The sequence below is a fragment of the Streptococcus taonis genome (assembly GCF_029948085.1).
Classification (GTDB): Bacteria; Bacillota; Bacilli; order Lactobacillales; family Streptococcaceae; genus Streptococcus; species Streptococcus taonis.
On record NZ_JARZZP010000012.1, the window covers coordinates 1 to 23,247 of the forward strand.

Here is a 23,247-nt window from a genome sequence, read left to right on the forward strand (position 1 = left end):
CTTACCTCTATTATACGACTTTACACAAAGAAAAGCCCTTAGAAACTGGACTTCCAAGGACTTTGTCTTCAATCTGAAAGGTGACAGAGCCACCTTTTTGTTAACGTTTCAGTTTTGTTCCTTTTTCTACAAAATCAGGATTTTGTAGAGACTAACGGGCTGAAATTATTTTTCTGTAAGTGCAGCCAAACCTGGCAATACTTTACCTTCAAGAAGCTCCATTGAAGCGCCTCCGCCCGTACTAATCCATGAGAACTTGTCTGCACGACCAAGGTTGATAGCTGCGGCAGCTGAGTCACCACCACCGATGATTGATTTAACGCCTGGTTGTTTCACGATAGCGTCCATCACACCGATTGTACCAGCTTGGAAGTCAGGGTTTTCAAATACACCCATTGGTCCGTTCCATACAACAGTTTTGGCACCAGTCAAAGCTTCGTCAAATTTAGCGATAGATTTTGGACCGATGTCAAGACCAAGGAAACCTGGGTCAACTGCTTCGCCTTCAGTGTCTTTCACTTCAGTGTAGTCAGCAAATGCGTTCGCTTCTTTTGAGTCAACTGGCAAGATCAATTTACCGTTTGCTTTTTCAAGAAGAGCTTTCGCAACATCCAATTTATCTTCTTCTACAAGTGAGTTACCGATTTCGATACCTTGTGCTTTGTAGAATGTGTAAGTCATACCACCACCGATAAGAACTTTATCAGCTTTTTCAAGTAAGTTTTCGATAACACCGATCTTGTCTGAAACTTTTGAACCACCAAGGATAGCCACGAATGGACGTTCTGGAGCTTCAACAGCTTCTTGGATGTAAGCAATTTCGTTTTCAAGAAGGAATCCAGCAACAGCTTTTTCAACGTTTGCTGAGATACCAACGTTAGATGCGTGTGCACGGTGAGCTGTACCGAATGCATCGTTTACGAAGATACCATCTCCAAGTGATGCCCAGTATTTACCAAGTTCAGGATCGTTTTTAGATTCTTTCTTACCGTCAACATCTTCAAAACGAGTGTTTTCAACCAAGAGAACTTGTCCATCTTCAAGAGCGTTAATCGCTGCTTCCAATTCAGCACCACGAGTAACACCTGGAAGGAATGTAACTTCTTGACCCAATTTAGCAGCCAAGTCAGCAGCTACAGGAGCAAGTGATTTACCAGCTTTGTCTGCTTCTTCTTTTACACGTCCAAGGTGAGAGAAAAGAATCGCACGTCCACCTTGTTCAAGGATGTACTTGATAGTTGGAAGAGCTGCAGTGATACGGTTGTCATTAGTAATCACGCCATCTTTTACAGGAACGTTGAAGTCAACACGAACGAGAACTTTTTTCCCTTTCAACTCAACATCTTTAACAGTCAATTTTGCCATTTGGAAAGACTCCTTAATTTTTTTTACGTGTTAATTATATCACAAAATCAATAAAAGAGATAGCAAAACCTTAAACTTTTCCAGTTCTTTATTGTCCTTTATTTCTTATTGTTTTATAATAAAAAATAAGATAAGGAGCGCTAAATGATGAAAAATACTCTAACAGATAAGCAAAAAGAGGCAGATTCAGACCTCAATATCATTGCCATTTTGACAATTCTTTCGTTTATAGGATACATCCTTTTCCAAAAACAAATACTTGATTTCTCTCACCAAACAGAGTTTCCCGTCTGGATTCGTCTTCTTTTTCTCGCAACTCTCCAGTTTTGTGTTGCTGGATTGGGTACGAGCATGGTAATGATTCGAAGAAAAGAAAGCTGGAAACAATATGGTTTGCTAGCTAAACACTTCCTCCCAACCCTCATTCAGACGGCTACTATCTGTCTCCCCTTACTTCTTTTTTTCATCTGTAGAGGGCAGATTCATTCCTATCTCCCCTTTCAATCCATCCCCATTGCTAAAGAAATTCTCACAAGTCCCTTCCCAACAAATGTCTTGGGCTTTCTCCTCACTGCCTTTGTTTGGGGATTCTGGGAAGGTTTTAATTATGTTGTCATTGCAAACAAAATTAACTGTCGCTTTCCATCACATCAGACTTGGCTTGATTACGGAGCCTTGACTTGTGCTCTTATCTGTCTGATGATTCATGGGATGATTAGCTTTCATCTCCATGCCATTTTAGAGGCTTTGTCTGTTTTTATCTTGATTTATGGTATGCTCGTCATTCAAAAGAGAACAGGCAACGCTTGGGGTTGTATTTTTATCTTCCTATTCATTTGGAACGCATTTTAACCCCCAAACAAGATTTTCACTTCTTAAACTCAAAAAGAGGTTGGGACAACAGATCCCAACCTCACTTTTTATTAGCAATTAAACTTTGACGCGGTAGCTGATTGAACTTTTTGTTCGTCTTTTAGACTCCAAAATGCTCCTAATCATCCTCGCGGGGCTGGGACTACGAAATCGAGACTTTGTCTATCGATTTCTGTCCCACCGCCTTCTTTTTATTTCTAAGAAGTTACATTAAGCAAAGTTATTAACTTAATCTTCTTTTTTCTTTTGAGCTAGCAAACCAAAGCCACTTAAAACTCCAGCTAGGCCAAGAGCTACTAGATTTGCATCTACTCCTTCACCTGTACTTGGAAGTTGTTTTCCTTCAGGTTTTTCAGCTTGTGCTTGTGCTTCTGCTTTTGCTGGTTCCTGCTTAGCTGCTTGTGCTACTGGAGCAGGTGCAAGAGATTTGTCATCTTGGACATCCACTTTTGGCCCAATCTCAACAATCTCAGTAACAGTTTCTTTGATAAGCTCTGTTCCCTTAAGACTGCGGTTGCCTTCAGTGTCAACCTCTACCAGATTTCTACGAAGTCCTTCAACTCCTGCTTGAACCAGGCGACGTTCCCCTGCTTTAAGACTAGGATTTACTCGTTCTTCATGGCCGTATGCAACCTTTTCTTCCTCAACCACTAATGCTGGATTGCTAATGGTCAAATCTTTGACTCCGTCTAGTGGTTGAACACGGCTTTCTACCTTGGTACCAACTTCAGTAATCTCAGCCACTGCTTCCTTGACTACTTCTGTCTCAAGAAGAGTGCGGTTGCCTTCTGTATCTACTTCAATCAGACGACGAGTTTGGCCTTCTACACCTGCCTGAACGATACGACGCTCTCCTGCTTGAAGGCTAGGATTTACTCGTTCTTCATGGCCGTATGCAACTTTTTCTTCTTCAACTACTAATGTTGGATTGCTGATAGTCAAATCTTTGACTCCGTCTAGCGGTTGAACACGGCTTTCTACCCTAGTCCCAACTTCAGTAATCTCTGCTACTGCTTCCTTGACTACCTCTGTCTGAAGAAGCGTGCGATTACCCTTAGTATCTACCTCAATTAAGTGACGGACTTGCCCTGCCTCACCAGCTTGAACCAGACGGCGTTCACCTAACAAGAGGTCTCCTGACGGACGTTCTTGACGTTCGAAGGCTTGAGTTTCTGTTTCAACCACTAACTCTGGTAGAACTTCAACTCTTGGTGCTTCTTCTCCTTCTTCCAAGCTACCTACATGGTGGCTCTCTTCAACAAGGAGTTTTTTATTGAGTTCTTCCTTGAGGTTGGCAAAAGCTTCTGGAGTTGAATTCGTTGAACCAATGAGAGTTTCTGCTTGAGCGATAATTGGATCATCTGCATTTTTCTCACGAACTTTTCCTAGAAGAGTTTCAAGTTCTTGTTTAGCAGCTTGATAGACTTGACTACCATTCAAATCAGCACCTGCTTGTTTCAAGTCATTCAATGCCTGGTTGACTGCTTCTTGACTAGCATCATGGTTTTCTAAGATGGCTTTTGCTGCATCAAGCTTCTCAACAAGAGCTGCTTGTTTTTCTGCATCCGCAAATGTATAAGCTAATGTTTCTTTGCGTCCTTGAGCAGATGTGATTTCTTGTTTCAGATATTCGTCGTTAATGGCTGCCTTAGGTGATACTAGAACATCAAAGTCGACAGTTTGTCCTTGATAATGCAACTCAAGTTTTTGACGGCCTGTTTTTTGAGCATCATAACCTGTAATTTCGACACCCTCGTCTGTAAAGCTATGTTCTGTCTCAGTTTCATCATCATACAAGACCTTGAAGCGTCCCTCTGATAAGTCAAGAGCATCGCCTACAAAGTAATCAATTTTCGGTTGCTTGCTAATATACAAGGCAGCGACTTCTTTTTGACCAGCTTCTTCACCTGTCACTTGAACCTTGAAGCTTCCTGCAACTGGAAGACCAAGATAGGTTACTGTTAACTCTTGTTCGCCATGATGGTGAGCATCGTAGCCGTTGACTACAACACCAGCATGACTAAGGTTGATGACTTCATCTGCTTCTTCACCCTCATATTTGACACGAAGAAGACCTCCTTTGAGATTCAATTCCTCGCCATCTTGGTAAGTTGTCTTTTTAGGTGCTACTTCTAGACTGACAGCCTTAATCTTTCTTTCATCCTGAGGAATCGTCACAGCAAGAGTATTACTGATTTCTTTTCCTGGCAATTGTGTGCGGTAGTAAAGAAGGCTTGGACGTTTTTCAAAGCTCAATGGTTCTGTTGCCAAATCCCCTCCAACTACTGTGTTTAAAGTAGCGATAGGAGTTTGTGAATCTGCCTTGTCATAGACTGTAATGGTTGCCCCAGCAGGAACTTCTGAGAAGCCGAGCTGAACCTTATTGTCAGTTAGAACACGCGCTGCAACTTTACTCATTGGAATGTTTTGGCTCTCCGTATCAAGAGTTTCATACATCTTCCAGTTGTAGATACGAATGGCTTTCCATGGTGTTCCATTGTCAGATGTAATAACGTGCAATCGCCAGTCTTTCGCAGTGATTGGGCTATCAAGGGTGATATCTGAAACATGGGCTTTATTGCCACGAACAGCTTTAGCTAGTTTCCATTCTCCTGCTTCATCTTTGTAGTAAAGGTCAAAGTCTTTGGTGTTCATCAAGCCATCATTAACAGATTCTCCACCCGCACCAGCATGGTCCATGACCCATCTAACGACACGGCGTGGTTGTGTCAAACGGATATCAACGCTACCACTCAACTGAGCAGAAGACCATTTATCAGATAAGCTAGTGATAGTTCCATTCAACATACCTTCGATACCTTCGCCACCTTCTGTGTCTGGGAAGGTACTTCCGATAACGGTAGCCCCTGGAACGATATTTTCTGCTAGAGGTCTTGGAAGACTGGTATCTTGGACAGTCATCCCCCACTCAAAGTTTGTAGTTGCTGCTTCAGAGCGAAGACCGTTCTTCCCAACTGCGACAACCTTCAACTCCTGACTAGTACCAGTTGCACTAGCTGAACGACTAACTTTTGGTAGGTAGATCGTAGTGGCAGATGAGCCTGTCAATAGACGCCAAGTATCGCCATCCTTCTCATAAACTTCATAGAAGTCAGCATCCTTGTTACCTGTAAATTGAACAATGGCTTCTGCTTCTTGGGCATTTTTAAGGGATTGTTTAGCTACTTTAAGAGCTGTTGGTGCTTGAGGAGCCTCTTGATTATCTGTTACAATCAACTCACCCAAGTTAAATTGATAGCCCTTAAGAGCAGCAGTATTTTCAAAAGTAAGCTTGATACCGTAAATAGTCTGACCTGCCAAGGCACTCAAATCAAATTCATCTTTTGTCCAATCGTCAGATAGAGTCAGCTCTTTACGAGCATTCTCGCCACCATAGGTGTAGTTTTTCTGAGTCGCAAACTCTACATAGACCTTACTTCCCTTACCACCTTTATGAGCAACACGGAGTTTGGTTTTATCTGTTACTTCCAGTTTTGTAGAGTAGAGACGAACATCTTGATTTGTATTTTCAGCTAAATCACCCGCAAACTTAAGTGAGTTACCACCATTGTAGGCATCTTCAAAGTCATAGTCAGCTTGAAGTTTAGCACCTGATGACGTTTGCCACCAACGCCATGTAGGCAAGATACCTGATACAGAACGATAGTTCCATTCAGAATCCTTAGAAACTTTACCGTCTACAAACCATTTTTTACCATGTCCTGTGTTAAAGGATGTTGTGAAGCTACGTCCCACTGCTGGTGTACGGTCAGCTACTAGGTTGGCAATCCCGTACCAGTCCTTGTCCTCTGGTTTTTGACCAGTTGGATCTCCTTGATAACCTGTAAAGAAGATGTTTTCATTCTTATGATAGTCTTCGCCTGTCTTCCCAAGACTCGTGATAGTATCAGGTGCAAAGAGTCCAAGTGACAAACGGAGCTTGCCATTTTCATCTAAAAGGGCATCCCATTTCACTTTTGTCTTGTAGGAACCACCCTGTTGCAATTCCAATCCTGCAAAAACATCATACTGGCTGCGCTCTAGCCATTTTGCCATCGCTACAGAGTAATCATTTTTCTCTTTGGTCCAGTTAAAGTTGGCAAAGAAGTGATCCGCAGGAACCTTGTCCCCTTCTTTTTGCATGAATGGATAGTTGTATTCACCAAGTCCATCTTCATGATAACGACCATATTCATAGGTCATGGCATCGTACCAAGAATACTTGACTGGGTGGTTGACTTGAGCTGCGTACTCCTTGGTATAGAGCATGAAGTCACGCATTTTCTTACCAAGGGGTGCTACGATATCACCAGTTGTTTCTTGGTTGATAAAATAGCCGTCAAATCCATAGTATTTAGCCAAATCAACCAATTTACGAGCGATAGGGAAAGTTCCGTCCTCATCTTGTTGAAGGGCTGCAGCAAATTTTTCTTGGTCTGCAATACTGTTAGACCAGTTGAAGAAGAGTGTACCCAATACAGGGACACCATTACGGTGACCAGCATCAATCACGTCCGGAGTTGGAACAAGCCCTTCCCAGAAGACCATTGAATTCAAGTATTGCCAGTAATCAAAAGCATAGGCTTTAAACTCTTCACCACCTACAGAAGCGTGGTCTTTAGCCTTAGAGTTGGTATTGGCAAGAGCTTCAACCTTGGCATCCTTATTGGCTTTTTCGTTGACTACATGCCCACGATAGCGCTTGGCTAGTTCTACTGAAGAGCGGTTAATAGCATCGTCTTCGCGAGCACCTGGTTCCCATTTCAACAAATCTTCCCATGTGTCAAACTTAATTTCTTTTGGTCGAAGACTTTTTTCTTCTTTCTTAGGAACGTCAGCGACAGTAGCTTTTTCTTCTGGCTTATTTTCTGTAGTAGCAGGCGTTTCTTCAACCTTAGGAGTTTCAGCAGTCGGACTTGTCGCTTCTTTATCTGTTGCTGTCAGCTCTTCCAGTGATGGCTTCTCATTTGAAACTGGTTGCTCGCTTGCCTTGTCTTCAGTTGCTTCCAACTCCTTCAACACTTCTGGCGCAGGCGTAGTTGGTTGCTCCGAAACTACTGCTGTTGTCCCCGTAGCATTTTCAGCAATAACTGCTTCTTCAGCTAAGACTGGTCCTGCAAATAGAACTGACCCAATCATCAAAGAGCAGGCACCCACTGACAATTTTCGAATACTATAGCGGCAACGTTTTTCAAAAAATGGATTCTTCATCTTTTTCTCCTTTTACTTCCAGAAAGTAAGCGCTTTATTTTTGTTTTAAAAAAGTAGCTGCCCTAATAAAGATAATAGAACAGTTCATCTCCATTTTACGCTATTTAGATGAAGAGTCAACATGAGTCCCAAAAGAACTATATAGAAGTGAAGAATTAATATAAATTAGACAATCAAGCTCCATTTTTAGAATAAATTTAACATTTTCTTAAAAAAAAATCATTTACTACTTGTTAGATCGCTCTTAATCCTTTAAAATAGAATGGGAGAGATTCCGCGATTATTTTTCGGAGGAAAAAGAAAATGTCCATTAATTGGCAGGAAATTGTATTTCACTTTTTAGGTGGTCTGGGACTATTCTTATATAGTATCAAGACCATGGGGGACGGTTTGCAACAAGCAGCTGGAGATCGTCTTCGATATTACATTGACAAATATACCAGCAATCCTTTCTTTGGTATTCTGGTAGGTATTGGAATGACTGCCCTGATTCAGTCTAGTTCAGGGGTTACAGTTATTACGGTTGGTCTGGTCAGTGCGGGACTTTTGACCCTACGTCAGGCTATCGGGATTGTCATGGGGGCCAATATCGGGACAACTGTCACATCCTTTATCATCGGTTTTAAATTGGGAGACTACGCATTACCCATGCTCTTTCTCGGAGCAGTCTGTCTCTTCTTCACAAAAAATAGAACCATCAATAACATCGGACGAATTGTCTTTGGTGTCGGTGGTATCTTCTTCGCCCTCAATCTTATGAGTGGTGCTATGGAGCCCCTCAAGGATTTACAAGTCTTTAAAGACTACATGGTAGAGCTGAGTAAAAATCCAATCTTGGGAGTCTTTGTCGGAACTGGTTTAACCCTTCTGATTCAAGCCTCCTCAGCGACCATCGGTATTTTGCAAAATCTCTACGCTAGCAATTTGATTGACCTTCAGGGAGCCCTACCCGTGCTCTTTGGGGATAACATCGGAACTACTATCACAGCGATTATCGCTTCCTTAGGAGCTAATATTGCGGCCAAGCGTGTAGCGGGGGCCCATGTGGCCTTCAACGTTATCGGAACTGTTATCTGTATCATCTTCCTCGTTCCCTTCACAGCCTTGATCCAATGGTTTGAAGCTGCCCTTCATCTGGCTCCAGAGATGACCATTGCCTTTGCCCACGGAACCTTCAACATTACCAACACCATTATCCAGTTCCCATTCATCGGAGCGCTTGCCTTCTTGGTAACCAAGCTCATCCCTGGTGAAGATGAAGTTGTCAAATACGAAGCTCTCTACCTAGACGAGCAACTGATCAAACAAGCTCCATCTATCGCTCTTGGAAATGCTAAAAAAGAACTCCTACACTTGGGGAACTACGCTGCAAAAGCCTTTGACCTCTCTTACGACTATATCATCAATTCTAATGAAAAAGTTGCAGAAAAGGGTCATAAGACTGAAGAAGCCATCAATACTATTGATGAAAAATTGACTCGTTACCTCATCAGTTTATCAGGTGAAGCTTTGAGCCAAAAAGAGAGTGAAGTCTTAACCAACATCCTAGACTCTTCACGAGACTTGGAACGTATCGGAGACCACGCCGAAGCTTTAATCAATCTTAACGATTACTTGCAACGCAAGAATGTTCAATTCTCTGAAGCTGCCTTAGAAGAACTAGCAGATATTTATCTTAAAACGAGCGAATTCGTCAAAGATGCTCTTGAGAGTGTTGAAAATAATGATCTTGAACAAGCTCAAGCCCTTATGGAACGTCACGAAGACATCAACAATATGGAACGTGTTCTTCGTAAGACACATATCAAACGTCTTAATAACGGTGAATGTTCTACCCAAGCAGGTGTCAACTTTATCGATATCATTTCTCACTACACTCGTGTATCAGACCACGCTATGAACCTGGCTGAAAAGGTTTTGGCAGAACAAATTTAAAATGAAAAAATGCTTTGATTCTCTCGAATCAAAGCATTTTAAATAGTTCTCCAATCATAATGGAAGATGCAGCTGCGCCCTTGTACCTAGCTTCTTCCTTTTGGATAAAACTGGCCAGATTGACTAACTCTGGCGCAGGTGTTCTAGGATTATTGAGGAGTTCAAGTGTAACTAGCCCTGAAAGTCGGACTGCAAGCAATCGCTCATTGGTGCTAGGCAATTGCTTGGCAGTCTCTAAGAGTGCAGCCACTAAATCTTCACTCAAGTTTTGACGGGCATGATTGTAAAGATCCCGTATCAAGGTTTCTAGGTTTGGTTCTTCCATCCCTATTCCCTCCATCTTTTCTGTTTAATAGTTCTTGATCAAATCTACAGTTGAGCGATCCAATTTTTTAACCAAGGCTTGTAAAAATGCTTGTGCTTCAAGGAAATCATCCATAGCGTAAAGCGTTTGGTGAGAGTGGATATAACGGGCACAAACACCGATTGTTGTTGATGAGACCCCACCATTTTTCAGATGAGCTGCACCTGCGTCAGTTCCACCTTTTCCACAATAGTATTGGTATTTGATTCCAGCTTCTTCAGCAGTTGTCAAAAGGAAATCCTTCATACCTGGGAGAAGCAAGTGACCTGGATCATAGAAACGAATCAAGGTTCCATCACCAATCTTACCTTGACCACCATAAACATCACCAGCAGGTGAACAGTCAACTGCCAAAAATACTTCTGGATCAAATTTAGTTGTTGATGTATGGGCACCACGAAGTCCGACTTCTTCTTGGACATTGGCACCAAGATAAAGTTCATTTCCTAGTTTTTGACCTGACAAGTTTTCAGCCAACTCACTCACCATGAGAACTCCGTAGCGGTTATCCCATGCTTTTGAGATGATATTTTTTTCATTAGCTGTAAGGATCGCGCTACTATCTGGAACGATGGTGTCTCCAGGACGAATACCAAAACTTTCAGCCTCAGCCTTATCCGCGAAACCACCATCAAAGATGATATCTGAAATAGCTGGCATGCTTGGACCACCTGTTCCACGAGTTAAATGTGGAGGTACCGATCCTGAGATTACTGGAATTTCACGACCGTCACGAGTAAAGAGTTTAAAGCGCTGGCTGCTGACCACCATAGGATTCCAACCGCCAATCTCAACGACACGGAAGGTTCCATCAGGTTTGATTTCACTCACCATAAAACCAACTTCATCCATGTGAGATGCTACCAAGACGCGAGGTGCATTCGCAACTTCTGAATGTTTGATACCAAAAATACCACCCAAGCCATCTGTCACTACTTCATCCACGTGAGGAGTTATTTTCTCACGAAGATAAGCGCGTACAGGCGCTTCATGACCTGAGATAGCAGAAAGTTCTGTTACTTCTTTGATTTTAGAAAATAATGTTGTCATTTCTATCCCTTCTTTCTTTCAACCATTTTACCACTTTTTATAGGAGAAGGGTAGTGAAAATCACAAATCCTCCGACTTCATAGTTCTTATCAAGTAAAAAGGAATCTGTTACGATTCCTTTTTACTTGGTATTTCTTTTTAATGAAAAGTGGTCTGGCACTGGATCTTTACCCGTTTTAGACCAAGGATGGCAACGTAATATCCTAGCCAAGCCCATCAAAACTCCCTTGAGTCCATGTTTTTCAATAGCCTGAATCATGTAATTTGAACAAGTAGGCTCAAATCTACAAGAAGGTGGAAAGGCTGGCGAGATAAAGCGTTGGTAAAAGCGCACAGGCGCTATTAAAATTCGTTTCATTATTTCTTGGTTACAGCCATGGTGTGTAGTTGGCTGATTTCTTTTTTATTGAGACGGCGTGATTCTCCTGGACGAAGTCCAGTCAAGTCTAAGTGTCCAAAACGTGTCCGAGACAACTTATCCACTTGAAGCCCAACAGCTTCAAACATCTTTTTAACCTGATGGTTACGCCCTTCATGAATGGTCAGCTGTACAACGGAACGATTCTTAACTGGATCTACCTTGAGAATTTCATAAACAGCTGGCTTGGTTTTCTTGCCTTCAATTTCAACGCCTCGAGTCAAAGGACGAAGATTTTCCTTGTTAGCCACACCTTTAACACGCGCAACATAGACCTTGTCAATCTCATTACGAGGGTGAATCATCTCGTCTGTAAAGTCACCATCATTGGTCAAAATCAAGACTCCAGATGTATCCCAGTCCAAACGTCCCACAGGGTAAATCCGTTCTTTCACATTCGGCAAGAGGTCCACAACAGTCTTGCGTCCCTTATCATCCGTTACACTGGAAATTACACCACGTGGTTTATTGAGCAGATAATAGACCTTTTCTTCGTTGTAGATGGGTTGGCCTTCAACTTCGACCTTGTCGCCTGACTTAATGGTCGTTGCTAGTTCACGTACTACTTGGCCGTTAACCGTCACCAAGCCTTGCTTGATCAACTCTTCTGCTTTTCTCCTACTGGCCACACCTGCGTGGGCAATATATTTATTGATTCTCATCTTCTTCTATCCTTTCACCAAATAATTGGCTTTCTTGCGCTTGAATGTCAAGCTCATCAATCACGGGCAGTTCTTCCAAGTGGTTAATGCCCATGTAATCTAGGAAATAATCCGTCGTTACATAGAGATTAGGGCGTCCAAGTACCTCTTTTTTCCCATCTTCTCGTATCAAGTCAAAGGCCTGCAACTTAGCTAGAGCACCACTAGAGTTGACCCCACGGATGGCATCAATTTCTATACGTGTGATAGGCTGCTTATAAGCAATGATGGACAAGGTTTCTAGCGCAGCTCGAGATAGACTCTGGTTGATGGGCGCCTTAGAATATTCTTTCAAAATAGCTGCAAATTGAGGCTTGGTTACCAATCTGTAGGCACCACCTGTCTCAATCAGGGCCAGACTAGAATCCTGGTCTTTTTCATACTTTTTGGCTAATTTTTCTAGACTCTGCTGAATACCTGTTGGAGGTAGTGAGAGGAGTTCAGCCAACTGGCGAATCCTAATCCCATCTTCACCCGCTACAAAGAGGAGTGCTTCTATTTCTGCTAAAGTACTCATATTTCCTCTCTATCAAGCCTGACTTTGTTCTACTTGATTTTCTTCTTTCTTTTTCATGAGATAGATATCTCCGAAACTCTCTTCCTGGATCAAGAGAATTTCTTGGGTTTTAATCAACTCCAAGGTCGCTAAAAAGAGTGTAATAATCTCTTGTAAATCCTTAGTTTCTTTAAACAAATTCTGCAAGCATAGTTGTTGATCTTCAACCAAGGCTTCTCGGACCATGACCATCATATCTTCAATCTTGTATTCATCGCGTAAAATGGTTGTGTGACTTTTGGAAAATTCTTCTTTTTTCTTAGCTAACAAAGTTGAAAAGGCTAAGAAAAGGTCGATTGTTGTCTTATCGTGCACAAGTTCAGCATCCTCATAAATCAACTCAGTAGGTGCTTTTGAGTAATATTGAGCTCGTTCTTGGTGCCTCACTTCCAACTGCTCTCCCAAAAGTTTAAACTTGCGGTATTCTTCAATCTGAGAAAGGAGATCCTGCTCTAGGTCATCCTCTAAATCAGACACTTCCGCAACCTTTGGCAGGAGCTTACGACTCTTGATCAGCATGAGTTGACTAGCCATGACCATATACTCACCTGCTACTTCGAGGCGCATAGCCTGTAAGGTTGACACATAGGCTAGGTACTGCTCGATAACCTCTGTGATAGGTACATCATAGATATCCATCTGGTACTTGGAAACCAAGTGTAATAGAAGATCTAGAGGCCCTTCAAAATCTTTTAATTTAATATCCATTATCTGTATTTTTCTAAGGTCATGACTGTCTTTAATCCTAGCTTTTTAGCAATTTCATACAAGTCAACCTTTTCTTCCATCTGTCTCAAAATAAACTGTTCTCTCAGTCCTTGAGCGGATAATTCTGGGAAACCTCTTTCTTTTAGAAAGGCTTCTAACTGACGAAAGGCCCACTGACGCGAGTAGGCTTTGCCAGACTTTTCAAAAATATAGGTCTGGTCCATCAAGGGAGCCAATTCTGGAAGCAAGCGCATGGGAATAGCTACAATTCTCTGTTGGGAAGCCTTCTTGATTCTCAAAACTTGAAAATCCAGATTGATATCCGCAACCTTTAGAGTTAAAATCTCGCTTGGCAAGAGCCCCATTTCCAAGATGAGGAGCGCCAGTAAGCGTCCCTCTGGAAAGTCGCTTTCCTGCCAAAAGGATTCTAGGTCCAAAAGCTCAGGTTTTGCTTGTTGCTGCTCGGCCTGTTTAAGCAATTCTATGCGATAAAAGGTCTTGAGTTCCCCTTTTTGATAGAGAAAGTAGAGAAACTGGTTACAAGCAGAAACTTTACGTTTTTGAGCACTAATCTTCAAACTTGACAGTTGAGATTGATAAATCTTGAGATTAGTCTCAGAAATTTGCTCTCCTATCATATCTAAAAATTGCTCAAGATCATACTTATAAGACTGCTTGGAATTGGCAGATAATCCCTGCTTTTCCTCTAAAAATACTGAAATCCTGTCTCTCATTTGCTTCGAATCTCATATTCCTTACTAAAGTCATGCAAGAGGGCATTTACTGCCTTGAGGATGGACTTGCGCGTGATGATCCCTTGGAAAATCCCCTCTTCATCCACAACTGGTAAGAAGGATTCATCTACTAACTTATGCAAAACATCCGTGAGGCTATAGTCTGGCTCCACAACTGCTACATCCTTTTTGGTCATATGGACAATGTCCGTATCTGCCATGGACTCTTGGCTCAAGCCTTGCTCCATTTGGTAGGCCAAAATGTCTCTAAGCCCAATGGTTCCGACAAATTCTTTCTCATCAGTCACTACTGGAACTCTGGTGTAGGTCATCTGGCTTAGAAGGAGAGTTGCATGATCTGCATTGTGAGTATCAATCAAGACTGCCAAATTTTCAGCAGGAGTTAAAAAGGTTTCCTCTTGCTCCAGTAAAAACTGTTCAAACTCTTTGGCAATCATCGAGCAAACTCCTTGGATAAGCCTGGATAGACCTCATGGTTACGTGTCAAAAAGTCCACTTTAAAGTAGCTATCATCAATCTCTACACGGGCATAGAGACATTCTCTGATGGTCCCACGTGGCTGACTGATAGAACCAGGATTTAAAAAGAGGGTCTTTCCTTCCATCCAAGCATTTGGAACATGCAAGTGACCATAAAGACAGATATCTGCATCTTCCTCTTGAGCCCAAAAATCAAGCTTTTGGAAATTGAAGTTAATATCAAATAAGTGTCCATGGGTCTGGATGATCTTGGTAGGACCCAGTTGAGTCACCAAGCGTTCTGGATAATCTGAATAAAAATCCATGTTCCCTCTGACGACCTGAATGCCTTCCCAGAGGGGTGAATCTGGGCGAAGCTCAGAGTCACCATCGTGAAAAATAGCATCGACTTTCCCCAGATAGCGGTTACGGATTTCTTCTACAATCAAGCTATCTCCGTGGGAGTCACTCATTACAATGATGGTTTGCTTTGCCATGATGGAAATACCTCCAAAAGTTTCTTAACGGCTAAGGCACGGTGGGATTGACTATTTTTTTCTTCGAGGGTTAATTCAGCTGATGATTTGCCAGTTTCTCCTACTAAAAAGAGCGGATCATAACCAAAGCCATTTTCACCCTTAGGTTCAAAGTTAATGTAGCCTGGCCAGTCAGCTTCGACAACCAAGCTTTCCTTACCTGGGCTAGCTACGACCAGGGTTGTATGGAATTGAGCTGAACGGTCCTTTAGTTCAAAGACCATAGCTAATTCGTGCAAGAGTTTAGCATTATTTTCTTGGTCAGTAGCCCCTACTCCTGCAAATCGAGCCGACCAGACACCTGGTAATCCACCGAGGACATCGACCTTAAGACCAGAATCATCAGCTAAAACCATCTTGCCTGTTAATTTAGAGATGGTTTCTGCCTTAAGGCGAGCATTTTCTTCAAAGGTCATACCTGTTTCAGCTACTTCAGGCAGGTCTGGATAGTTATTAAGGTTCTCCACATCATAACCAAGTTTGTCAAAGATAGCTCGAAATTCCTTGGTCTTACCTTCGTTACGAGTCGCAATCAACAGGGTTTCTCTGACCTTGTTAGTCTCAAAGAAATCTTGGACATTAACCCCTTCTTTAGGCAATTCCACATACAAGAGTTGCCCATTTTCAACTAAGAGCAAAGCCCCCTGACGTTGAATGACTTCCAGATTTCGTCCCATTTCTTGGTTAAGTATATCTACCACAAAGGACAATAAACGGTAGAGAGAACCATAGCGTAAAACGGTGACTGAAAGTGGAAAGCCTCGCTCCTCATCTCCAAATATTTTGGCGAATTGGAACAGAGGAAAGTTTAACTCATCATCCGTCAAAGTACGAATACCACCAAAAACACTGTAGGACCCGACATACCAGTCCTGGTCGTCCTTGTATTCATAAATTTTATTTGTCATAATGTTACATGCTCCACATGAATCTCTTTTTCCAGCCATTCTGCACCAATCTGAGCAAAACTCTGACTATTTGCTGTTGTGTAAAAACGGTGTTGTAGCGAGCCTGCATCACGGCTACGATTGATTTCAAAATAATTGAGCAAGACTGAGATGTCCCGCACGCACTCGGCTCCACTATCGATGAGTTTTACATCTGGTCCCATCACATTTTGGATGATGGGACGAAGAAGTGGATAATGGGTACAACCCAAAATCAGGCTATCCACCTTTCCAACCAAGGGACGCAGGGTTTCATAAACCACTTTCTTGGTTACACTAGTTGATAAGGCACCAGACTCGACCAAGGGGGCAAATTTGGGACAGGCCAAACTCTCCACCTGTAAGTCCGGATCCAGATCATGGATTTTCTGACGGTAGATGTCTGATTGGACCGTCATGGGCGTTCCAATCACTCCGATTTTCCCACTTTGACTGGACTTGATAGCTGCCGAAGCTCCTGGCAAAATCACACCTAAAACAGGAATATCTAGTTGAGCCTTGATTTCTTCCCAAACGACTGCCGTCGCCGTATTGCAAGCAATGACAATCATCTTGACATCCTTGGTCAAGAGAAAGTTGACCAGTTGCCAAGTATATTCACGAATTTGCTCAGCAGGACGGGGCCCGTAAGGCGCTCGTGCCGAATCTCCAATATAGACGATTTCTTCATGGGGAAGCTGGCGCATAAGCTCACGCACAACCGTCAAGCCCCCGACACCCGAATCCAAAAAACCAATTGGTCGATTATCCATACAGTCTTCTTTCTAGTCTTATTTTTCTGATTGATAGTTCATTATCATTACATCTCTTAGTGACATTGCTGACAGACTGGCAAACTCCCAACTGTCTCCCTCTTAATCATAATCAAATATCAATAGAATGCAAGGAAAAAGCCTTATCCTTAAATATTAAGTCCAATATAGTGAGAAGTCTGGAACTTTCATCCCAGACTTTTCCTATTTTTAGTTCAAAAGAGCTTTTATTTTTTCTTTTTGCTATTTGCAAGAGCTGCTTTTTGTTGGCGGATGATTTGGTGGTACACTTGTTGTACTTTAGCTTCGCTTGGCTTTTGACCATTTGCACTCAACAGAGTACGAACTGCTTCTGCGTTCAAACGTGGGTTATCCGCAAATTCTTTTTCGATTTGCTTGCGCACCAAGTACATTCCTCCAAGAGCTCCCCCTAGAAAAGCTAAAACAATCAAGACAATTGCTAAAATAAGATCCATAATATTTCTCCTGTTTCTTTTTGAGTCTTCTATATTATACCATAAAGTCCCCCGCCTGACTAGTTTGATTTACGCTTACATCCACTGTGATTTCCTAAGTAATTAGCAAATACTTCATACTTAGTAAAACTTAGTAAAATAAGCCCATTTTCCTTGAAAGCCCTTGCAATAACTCCATTTATTTGTTATATTAAGATTATCTGAAAAAATCACATATATTTCTGAAGACTTATTTTTTTAAAAGAGAATGTATGCGCTTACAGATTTAAGAAAGGAGAATTTTGTGGATAAGAGATATTGGGAAAAATCCTGTAAGTATAGCATCCGCAAGCTAAGTGTCGGAGCTGCCTCTGTTTTACTTGGTGCTGTTTTTTTAACAGCACAGGGTGTGTCTGCTGATGGTGTCGAGATTACGGAAAGTGAGGCAACCATTACTGAAACCTCTGCTAAACCGGATACGAAGCTAGAGGAAGTTGTTGCTTCTAACACAGAGACTCAACCTATAGCTGAATCAGCTGAAAAGCAAACAAACCCAGGGACAGAACTACCTCAAACTAGTAGTCAGTCAGAGACAAGTGCTACTACCGCCCCTGCTGACAATAATGAGAGCGAGAAGCCAGAACTTCCTGTGAACAAGCAAGAACATTACGAATTACATTACAACCAACCAACTGCTCCTTCCTATGATGGATGGGAAAAACAAGCCCTCCCAGTCGGAAATGGGGAAATGGGTGCCAAGGTTTTCGGACTCATCGGTGAAGAAAGAATCCAGTACAACGAAAAAACACTTTGGTCTGGAGGCCCACAGCAAGATAGCCAAGACTACAACGGAGGAAACTACAAGGACCGCTACAAAGTCTTAGTCGAAATTCGTAAGGCCTTAGAAGACGGTGACCGTCAAAAAGCCAAACAACTAGCAGAGAGAAATTTGGTTGGGCCAAACAATGCCCAATACGGTCGCTACCTAGCCTTCGGTGATATCTTCATGGTCTTTAATAACCAGAAGAAGGGCTTGGAAAATGTTACTGACTATCACCGTGGCTTAGATATTTCTGAAGCTATCACAACTACCTCCTATACCCAAGATGGGACAAGTTTCAAACGTGAGACCTTCTCTAGCTTCCCAGATGACGTCACTGTTACCCATTTGACTAAAAAGGGAGATAAGACGCTTGATTTTACTCTTTGGAACAGCTTGACTGAAGATTTGATTGCTAATGGAGATTATTCTTGGGAAAATTCTAAATACAAACAAGGAACTGTCAGTGTAGATTCTAATGGTATTTTACTCAAGGGAACTGTTAAAGATAACGGCCTTCAATTTGCCTCTTATCTTGGTATCAAGACAGATGGACAAGTCACTGCTCAAGATGGTTATTTGACTGTTACAGGAGCAAGTTATGCAACACTGCTACTCAGTGCCAAGACCAATTTTGCTCAAAATCCGAAAACCAACTACCGCAAGGATATTGATGTAGAAAAGACTGTCAAATCTATCGTCGAAGCTGCTAAAGCCAAAGACTATGAGACTCTGAAAAATGACCACATCAAGGATTACCAAAGCCTTTTCAATCGTGTTCAACTAAACCTCGGCGGTAGCAAGTCTAATCAAACTACAAAAGAAGCTCTCCAAACCTATAATCCAACAAAAGGGCAAAAACTAGAAGAACTCTTCTTCCAATACGGACGTTACCTCCTCATCAGTTCTTCTCGTAACCGGACAGATGCACTTCCAGCAAACTTGCAAGGTGTCTGGAATGCTGTAGATAATCCACCTTGGAACTCAGACTACCACCTCAATGTCAACCTACAAATGAACTACTGGCCTGCCTACATGAGTAATCTCGCAGAAACGGCTAAGCCAATGATCAATTATATCGACGACATGCGCTATTATGGTCGTATCGCTGCTAAAGAATACGCAGGTATCGAATCCAAAGAAGGTCAAGAAAACGGTTGGTTGGTTCATACTCAGGCGACACCATTTGGCTGGACTACTCCTGGTTGGAACTACTATTGGGGTTGGTCTCCTGCTGCCAATGCTTGGATGATGCAAAACGTCTATGACTACTACAAATTCACCAAGGATGAAACCTATCTCAAAGAAAAGATTTATCCAATGCTCAAGGAAACAGCTAAGTTCTGGAACTCCTTCTTACACTACGACAAGGCTAGTGACCGTTGGGTTTCTTCTCCATCTTACTCGCCAGAACATGGAACTATTACGATTGGGAATACCTTTGACCAATCTCTAGTTTGGCAGCTCTTCCACGACTATATGGAAGCAGCCAATCATCTGAAGGTCGACCAAGATTTGGTGACAGAAGTGAAGGCTAAATTTGACAAGCTCAAACCACTTCATATCAACCAAGACGGCCGTATCAAGGAATGGTACGAAGAAGACAGCCCGCAATTCACTAACGAAGGCATCGAAAACCATCACCGCCACGTTTCTCATTTGGTTGGACTCTTCCCAGGTACTCTATTTGGCAAGGATCAACCTGAATATTTGGAAGCAGCACGCGCAACCCTAAACCACCGTGGAGATGGTGGTACTGGATGGTCTAAGGCCAATAAAATCAACCTCTGGGCTCGTCTCTTAGATGGAAATCGTGCCCACCGTTTGTTGGCAGAACAGCTCAGATCCTCAACTCTAGAAAACCTCTGGGATACCCACGCACCTTTCCAAATCGATGGGAACTTTGGTGCAACCAGCGGTATGGCAGAAATGCTCCTTCAATCTCACACAGGCTACATTGCCCCATTACCAGCCCTTCCAGATGCTTGGAAAGACGGTCAAGTATCAGGCTTAGTCGCTCGTGGTAACTTTGAAGTCAGCATGAAATGGAAAGAGAAAAATCTTGAAACGCTATCTTTCCTTTCTAATGTTGGTGGAGACTTAGTCGTAGACTATCCAAATATCGAATCTAGTATCATCAAGATTAATGGCAAGGAAGTTCAAGCTAGTCGTCTCAAAGATAACCGTATCCAACTTGCGACTCAAAAGGGTGATGTCATTACCTTTGAAAACTTCCCTGGACGAGTGACTCGCTTATCAGCCCTTCGAAAGGATTCCGTCACAGCTGAACTCGACTTTAACACAGTTGAGGAAGCAACTCATTATGTCATCCGACGAGAAAGCAAGGATGAAAACAGTCAAACTCCTAGCGTTCGTGAGTTTATCACCAACCAAACTCACTTTGTCGATCGCTCAATTGATTCTAGTCATGCCTATACTTATAGCGTTAAGGCTATGCTAGGGGACCGTACAACACCAGTTTCAGACGTTGCCTCCATCGATGCCTTCAGTGAGTTGATGGATGACCGTGACAAACGCATCCAGTACGGCTCTGCTTATGGAAACTGGGCTGACTCAGAACTCTTTGGTGGAACAGAGAAATACGCCGATATCTCAAATGGGAATTATTCCGATAAGGATGCGACTGCAACTATTCCTTTCAATGGACCAGGTATTGAAATCTACGGACTCAAGTCATCTCAATTGGGACTTGCTGACGTTAAAATCGATGGCAAATCTGTTGGAGAACTGGACTTCTATACAGCAGGAGCCACTGAAAAAGGTGTACTAATAGGACGTTACACAAATCTTTCTTCAGGCCCTCACCTCATGACCATCACTGTTAAACGCGAACATAAGGGACGAGGAAGTGAACGCTCCAAAATTTCCTTAGATTACTTCAAGGTTTTCCCAGGACAAGGAGAAACAGTTGAGAAAATCGACGACCGTGACCCTCGAATCCAGTATGGTTCCATGTTTAAGGATTGGAGCGATGCAGAACTATATGCTTCTACAGAAAAATACGCTGACATCAACGCTGATGATAACCTTGCTTCTGAAGCCACTGCAACCATCCCATTCTCTGGAACAGGTATCCGAATCTATGGATTAAAAACGGCATCACTAGGCAAGGCACTTGTCACACTGGATGGAAAAGAGATGCCAGCTCTTGACTTCTACACTCCAGGAGCGACTGAAAAAGGAGCTTTGATTGGTGAATTCACCAATCTAGCTGATGGTGATCATGTTCTCACTTTGAAAGTAGATCCAAATTCTCCACAAGGACGAAAGAAAATCTCTCTTGATTCCTTTGATATCTTAAAAGCACCATCTGTATCTCTCGATAGTCCAAGCCTTGATCCTATTAAGTCCAAAGATAAGACTGTTACCTTAACCCTACCAACTGGTAATTGGGATGGAGTCGCTGTCACCTTCCCTGGTATCAAAGATCCTCTTCTACTCAGAAAAGTCGATGACGACCATCTTGTCACATCAGGTGAACAAACTGTTCTAACCATTAAGGATAACAAGGTCCAACTAGACATTCCTGAAACTACAGATCGTAAAGCTGGTAATCCGATAGAAGCTTATGCTATCCAAGGAAAAACAATAAGCAGCTCTATTGTAACAGTATTTCCTAAGGATGAAACTAGTTCAGTGGAAGAAAAAATCCAAACAAGTAAAGGGGATGAGCCTGCTCCAGTAGTAACCATTCCTGAGTACACAGATCCTATTGGTACTGCTGGTGAGCAGGAAGCACCTACTGTGGAAAGACCTGAATACACTGGGCCTATCGGAACTGCTGGAGATCAAGAAGCACCTTCTGTGGTAATCCCTGAATACACTGGTTCTATCGGAACTGCTGGGGATCAAGAAGCGCCTTCTGTAGTAATTCCTGAATACACTGAACCTATCGGGACAGTAGGAGACCAAGAAGCGCCTTCCGTACTAATTCCTGAATACACTGAGCCTATTGGAACTGCAGGAGACCAAGAAGCGCCTTCTGTAGTAATTCCTGAATACACTGGTCCTATCGGAACTGCTGGGGATCAGGAGGCACCTACTGTGGTAATTCCTGAATACACCGGTCCTATCGGAACTGCAGGTGACCAAGAAGCACCTTCTGTAGTAATTCCTGAATACACTGAACCTATCGGCACTGCAGGTGACCAAGAAGCACCTTCTGTAGTAATTCCTGAATACACTGAACCTATCGGCACTGCAGGTGACCAGGAAGCACCTTCTGTGGTAATTCCTGAATACACCGAACCTATCGGAACTGCAGGTGACCAAGAAGCACCTTCTGTGGTAATTCCTGAATACATCGAACCTATCGGAACTGCAGGTGACCAAGATGCGCCTTCTGTGGAAAGACCTGAATACACTGGTCCTATCGGAACAGCGGGAGATCAAGATGCGCCTTCTGTGGTAATTCCTGAATATACTAATCCTATCGGGACTGCGGGAGACCAGGAAGCGCCTTCTGTGGTTATCCCTGAATACACTGAGCCTATCGGCACAGTGGGAGACCAAAAAGCGCCTTCTGTGGTTACCCCTGAGTACACTGAGCCTATCGGCACAGCGGGAGATCAAGAAGCGCCTTCTGTGGTTATCCCTGAATACACTGAGCCTATCGGGACTGCAGGAGACCAAGAAGCACCAAGCATCACACTTCCTGAGTTTAAACTCAAAATAATGAAAGATAAGACCACAAGAGCTCAAGTTATTAGTGGAACAACTGAACTCGAAGGAGCAAGTTATCTTGACAGTCAAAAAATTGAAAACAAAGAACTCTTAGGCAAGATATACGATGCTTATGCTCTTCAACTCAAGGATAAAGATGGCAAATTAGTTCAACCAAAAGGTGCTGTACTCGTTCGTTTACCAGTTTCAGGTGCTGTCCAAGAACTCTATCAGTTGACTCCGACAAAAGACTTAAAATCACAAGAGTTCACCATCCGAGATGGGTATCTTGAGTTTATCACTCTTGACCTGAACACCTATGCTATTGTTTACAAAACAGAAGGATCAACTATTAAACCTATCCCAGCTCATATGGAAGAAAGAAACCTAGAAACTACAACACCATTGGCTCAAAGAAATGATGCCAATGACAAAGCCTCTACGAATGAAAAACAACTTCCAGCTACTGGTGAACAGACTAGTCCCCTCCTCTTTATGGCGAGCCTCAGCCTAGCCCTCTCGGCTGCCTTCTTGCTAAAAGGTAAGAAAGATTAAACATTGTCCCCCTAGGAATATAGATTTATTCCGCTATAAAAAGGATGGAAAATCATTCCATCCTTTTTCTGTTTTAACCTTATCAATAAAGTCACTGATAATCAA

The 23,247-nt window shown here is 42.6% G+C and carries 17 protein-coding genes; 3 read left to right on the plus strand and 14 right to left on the minus strand.

Translation table 11 applies throughout. The features are described 5' to 3' along the window. Positions 1 to 165: 165 nt before the first annotated feature. Complete coding sequence (locus QEZ38_RS07255) at positions 166 to 1,365, minus strand: phosphoglycerate kinase (RefSeq protein ID WP_001096781.1); 1,200 nt, start codon at positions 1,363 to 1,365, stop codon at positions 166 to 168. A 144-nt stretch (positions 1,366 to 1,509) separates the two neighbouring features. Between QEZ38_RS07255 and QEZ38_RS07260 the strand changes: the two genes are divergently transcribed. Beyond that, entirely contained in the window at positions 1,510 to 2,217 is a 708-nt protein-coding gene (locus QEZ38_RS07260; RefSeq protein WP_281335472.1) for a hypothetical protein, read from the plus strand. Between the two features lie 249 nt (positions 2,218 to 2,466). Here QEZ38_RS07260 and QEZ38_RS07265 read toward each other — a convergent pair whose 3' ends face one another. Continuing rightward, a complete protein-coding gene (locus tag QEZ38_RS07265; RefSeq protein WP_281335473.1) occupies positions 2,467 to 7,449 on the minus strand; it encodes an endo-beta-N-acetylglucosaminidase in 4,983 nt (1,660 codons plus the stop codon). 303 nt (positions 7,450 to 7,752) lie between these two features. Here QEZ38_RS07265 and QEZ38_RS07270 point away from each other — a divergent pair, with 303 nt between their 5' ends. After that, the gene (locus QEZ38_RS07270; RefSeq protein ID WP_281335474.1) at positions 7,753 to 9,384 is read left to right on the plus strand and encodes a Na/Pi cotransporter family protein; all 1,632 of its coding nucleotides are present in this window, start codon (positions 7,753 to 7,755) and stop codon (positions 9,382 to 9,384) included. A 28-nt stretch (positions 9,385 to 9,412) separates the two neighbouring features. On the opposite strand, the gene QEZ38_RS07275 is transcribed toward QEZ38_RS07270, so the two are convergent. From QEZ38_RS07275 to QEZ38_RS07330, 12 genes are all read right to left on the minus strand, one after another. After that, positions 9,413 to 9,709: a bacteriocin immunity family protein gene (locus tag QEZ38_RS07275; protein WP_281335475.1), complete on the minus strand. Its 297-nt coding sequence runs from the start codon at positions 9,707 to 9,709 to the stop codon at positions 9,413 to 9,415. Between the two features lie 24 nt (positions 9,710 to 9,733). After that, positions 9,734 to 10,798, minus strand: coding sequence for a glutamyl aminopeptidase (pepA, locus tag QEZ38_RS07280; protein ID WP_281335476.1), 1,065 nt, complete (start codon positions 10,796 to 10,798; stop codon positions 9,734 to 9,736). Positions 10,799 to 10,919: 121 nt separating this feature from the next. Then, a complete protein-coding gene (gene yidD, locus QEZ38_RS07285; RefSeq protein WP_281335477.1) occupies positions 10,920 to 11,156 on the minus strand; it encodes a membrane protein insertion efficiency factor YidD in 237 nt (78 codons plus the stop codon). Then, positions 11,156 to 11,878 (minus strand): pseudouridine synthase, encoded by a 723-nt coding sequence (locus QEZ38_RS07290; RefSeq protein ID WP_261012932.1) that lies wholly within the window; start codon positions 11,876 to 11,878, stop codon positions 11,156 to 11,158. Before QEZ38_RS07290 ends, yidD begins: the two co-directional genes overlap by 1 nt. Further along, positions 11,865 to 12,434 carry an SMC-Scp complex subunit ScpB gene (gene scpB, locus QEZ38_RS07295; RefSeq protein ID WP_281335478.1) on the minus strand — a complete coding sequence of 190 codons (570 nt, stop codon included), beginning with the start codon at positions 12,432 to 12,434 and terminating at the stop codon, positions 11,865 to 11,867. The genes QEZ38_RS07290 and scpB overlap by 14 nt, the downstream gene beginning before the upstream one ends. A 12-nt stretch (positions 12,435 to 12,446) precedes the next feature. Further along, positions 12,447 to 13,181: a segregation/condensation protein A gene (locus QEZ38_RS07300; protein ID WP_281335479.1), complete on the minus strand. Its 735-nt coding sequence runs from the start codon at positions 13,179 to 13,181 to the stop codon at positions 12,447 to 12,449. Continuing rightward, the gene (gene xerD / locus QEZ38_RS07305) at positions 13,181 to 13,915 is read right to left on the minus strand and encodes a site-specific tyrosine recombinase XerD (RefSeq protein ID WP_281335480.1); all 735 of its coding nucleotides are present in this window, start codon (positions 13,913 to 13,915) and stop codon (positions 13,181 to 13,183) included. Before xerD ends, QEZ38_RS07300 begins: the two co-directional genes overlap by 1 nt. Further along, positions 13,912 to 14,373, minus strand: coding sequence for a cyclic-di-AMP-binding protein CbpB (cbpB, locus tag QEZ38_RS07310; protein ID WP_281335481.1), 462 nt, complete (start codon positions 14,371 to 14,373; stop codon positions 13,912 to 13,914). The genes xerD and cbpB overlap by 4 nt, the downstream gene beginning before the upstream one ends. Then, on the minus strand, positions 14,370 to 14,891 hold the full coding sequence (locus QEZ38_RS07315) for a metallophosphoesterase (RefSeq protein WP_001118959.1): 522 nt from the start codon (positions 14,889 to 14,891) through the stop codon (positions 14,370 to 14,372). The genes cbpB and QEZ38_RS07315 overlap by 4 nt, the downstream gene beginning before the upstream one ends. After that, the gene (locus QEZ38_RS07320; protein ID WP_281335482.1) at positions 14,867 to 15,838 is read right to left on the minus strand and encodes a nucleoside-triphosphate diphosphatase; all 972 of its coding nucleotides are present in this window, start codon (positions 15,836 to 15,838) and stop codon (positions 14,867 to 14,869) included. The genes QEZ38_RS07315 and QEZ38_RS07320 overlap by 25 nt, the downstream gene beginning before the upstream one ends. Further along, positions 15,835 to 16,629 (minus strand): glutamate racemase, encoded by a 795-nt coding sequence (racE, locus tag QEZ38_RS07325; protein WP_281335483.1) that lies wholly within the window; start codon positions 16,627 to 16,629, stop codon positions 15,835 to 15,837. Before racE ends, QEZ38_RS07320 begins: the two co-directional genes overlap by 4 nt. A 227-nt stretch (positions 16,630 to 16,856) precedes the next feature. After that, the gene (locus QEZ38_RS07330; protein ID WP_075226808.1) at positions 16,857 to 17,105 is read right to left on the minus strand and encodes a YneF family protein; all 249 of its coding nucleotides are present in this window, start codon (positions 17,103 to 17,105) and stop codon (positions 16,857 to 16,859) included. Positions 17,106 to 17,388: 283 nt separating this feature from the next. Here QEZ38_RS07330 and QEZ38_RS07335 point away from each other — a divergent pair, with 283 nt between their 5' ends. Then, positions 17,389 to 23,142: an SIALI-17 repeat-containing surface protein gene (locus QEZ38_RS07335; RefSeq protein WP_281335484.1), complete on the plus strand. Its 5,754-nt coding sequence runs from the start codon at positions 17,389 to 17,391 to the stop codon at positions 23,140 to 23,142. Positions 23,143 to 23,247 lie beyond the last annotated feature (105 nt).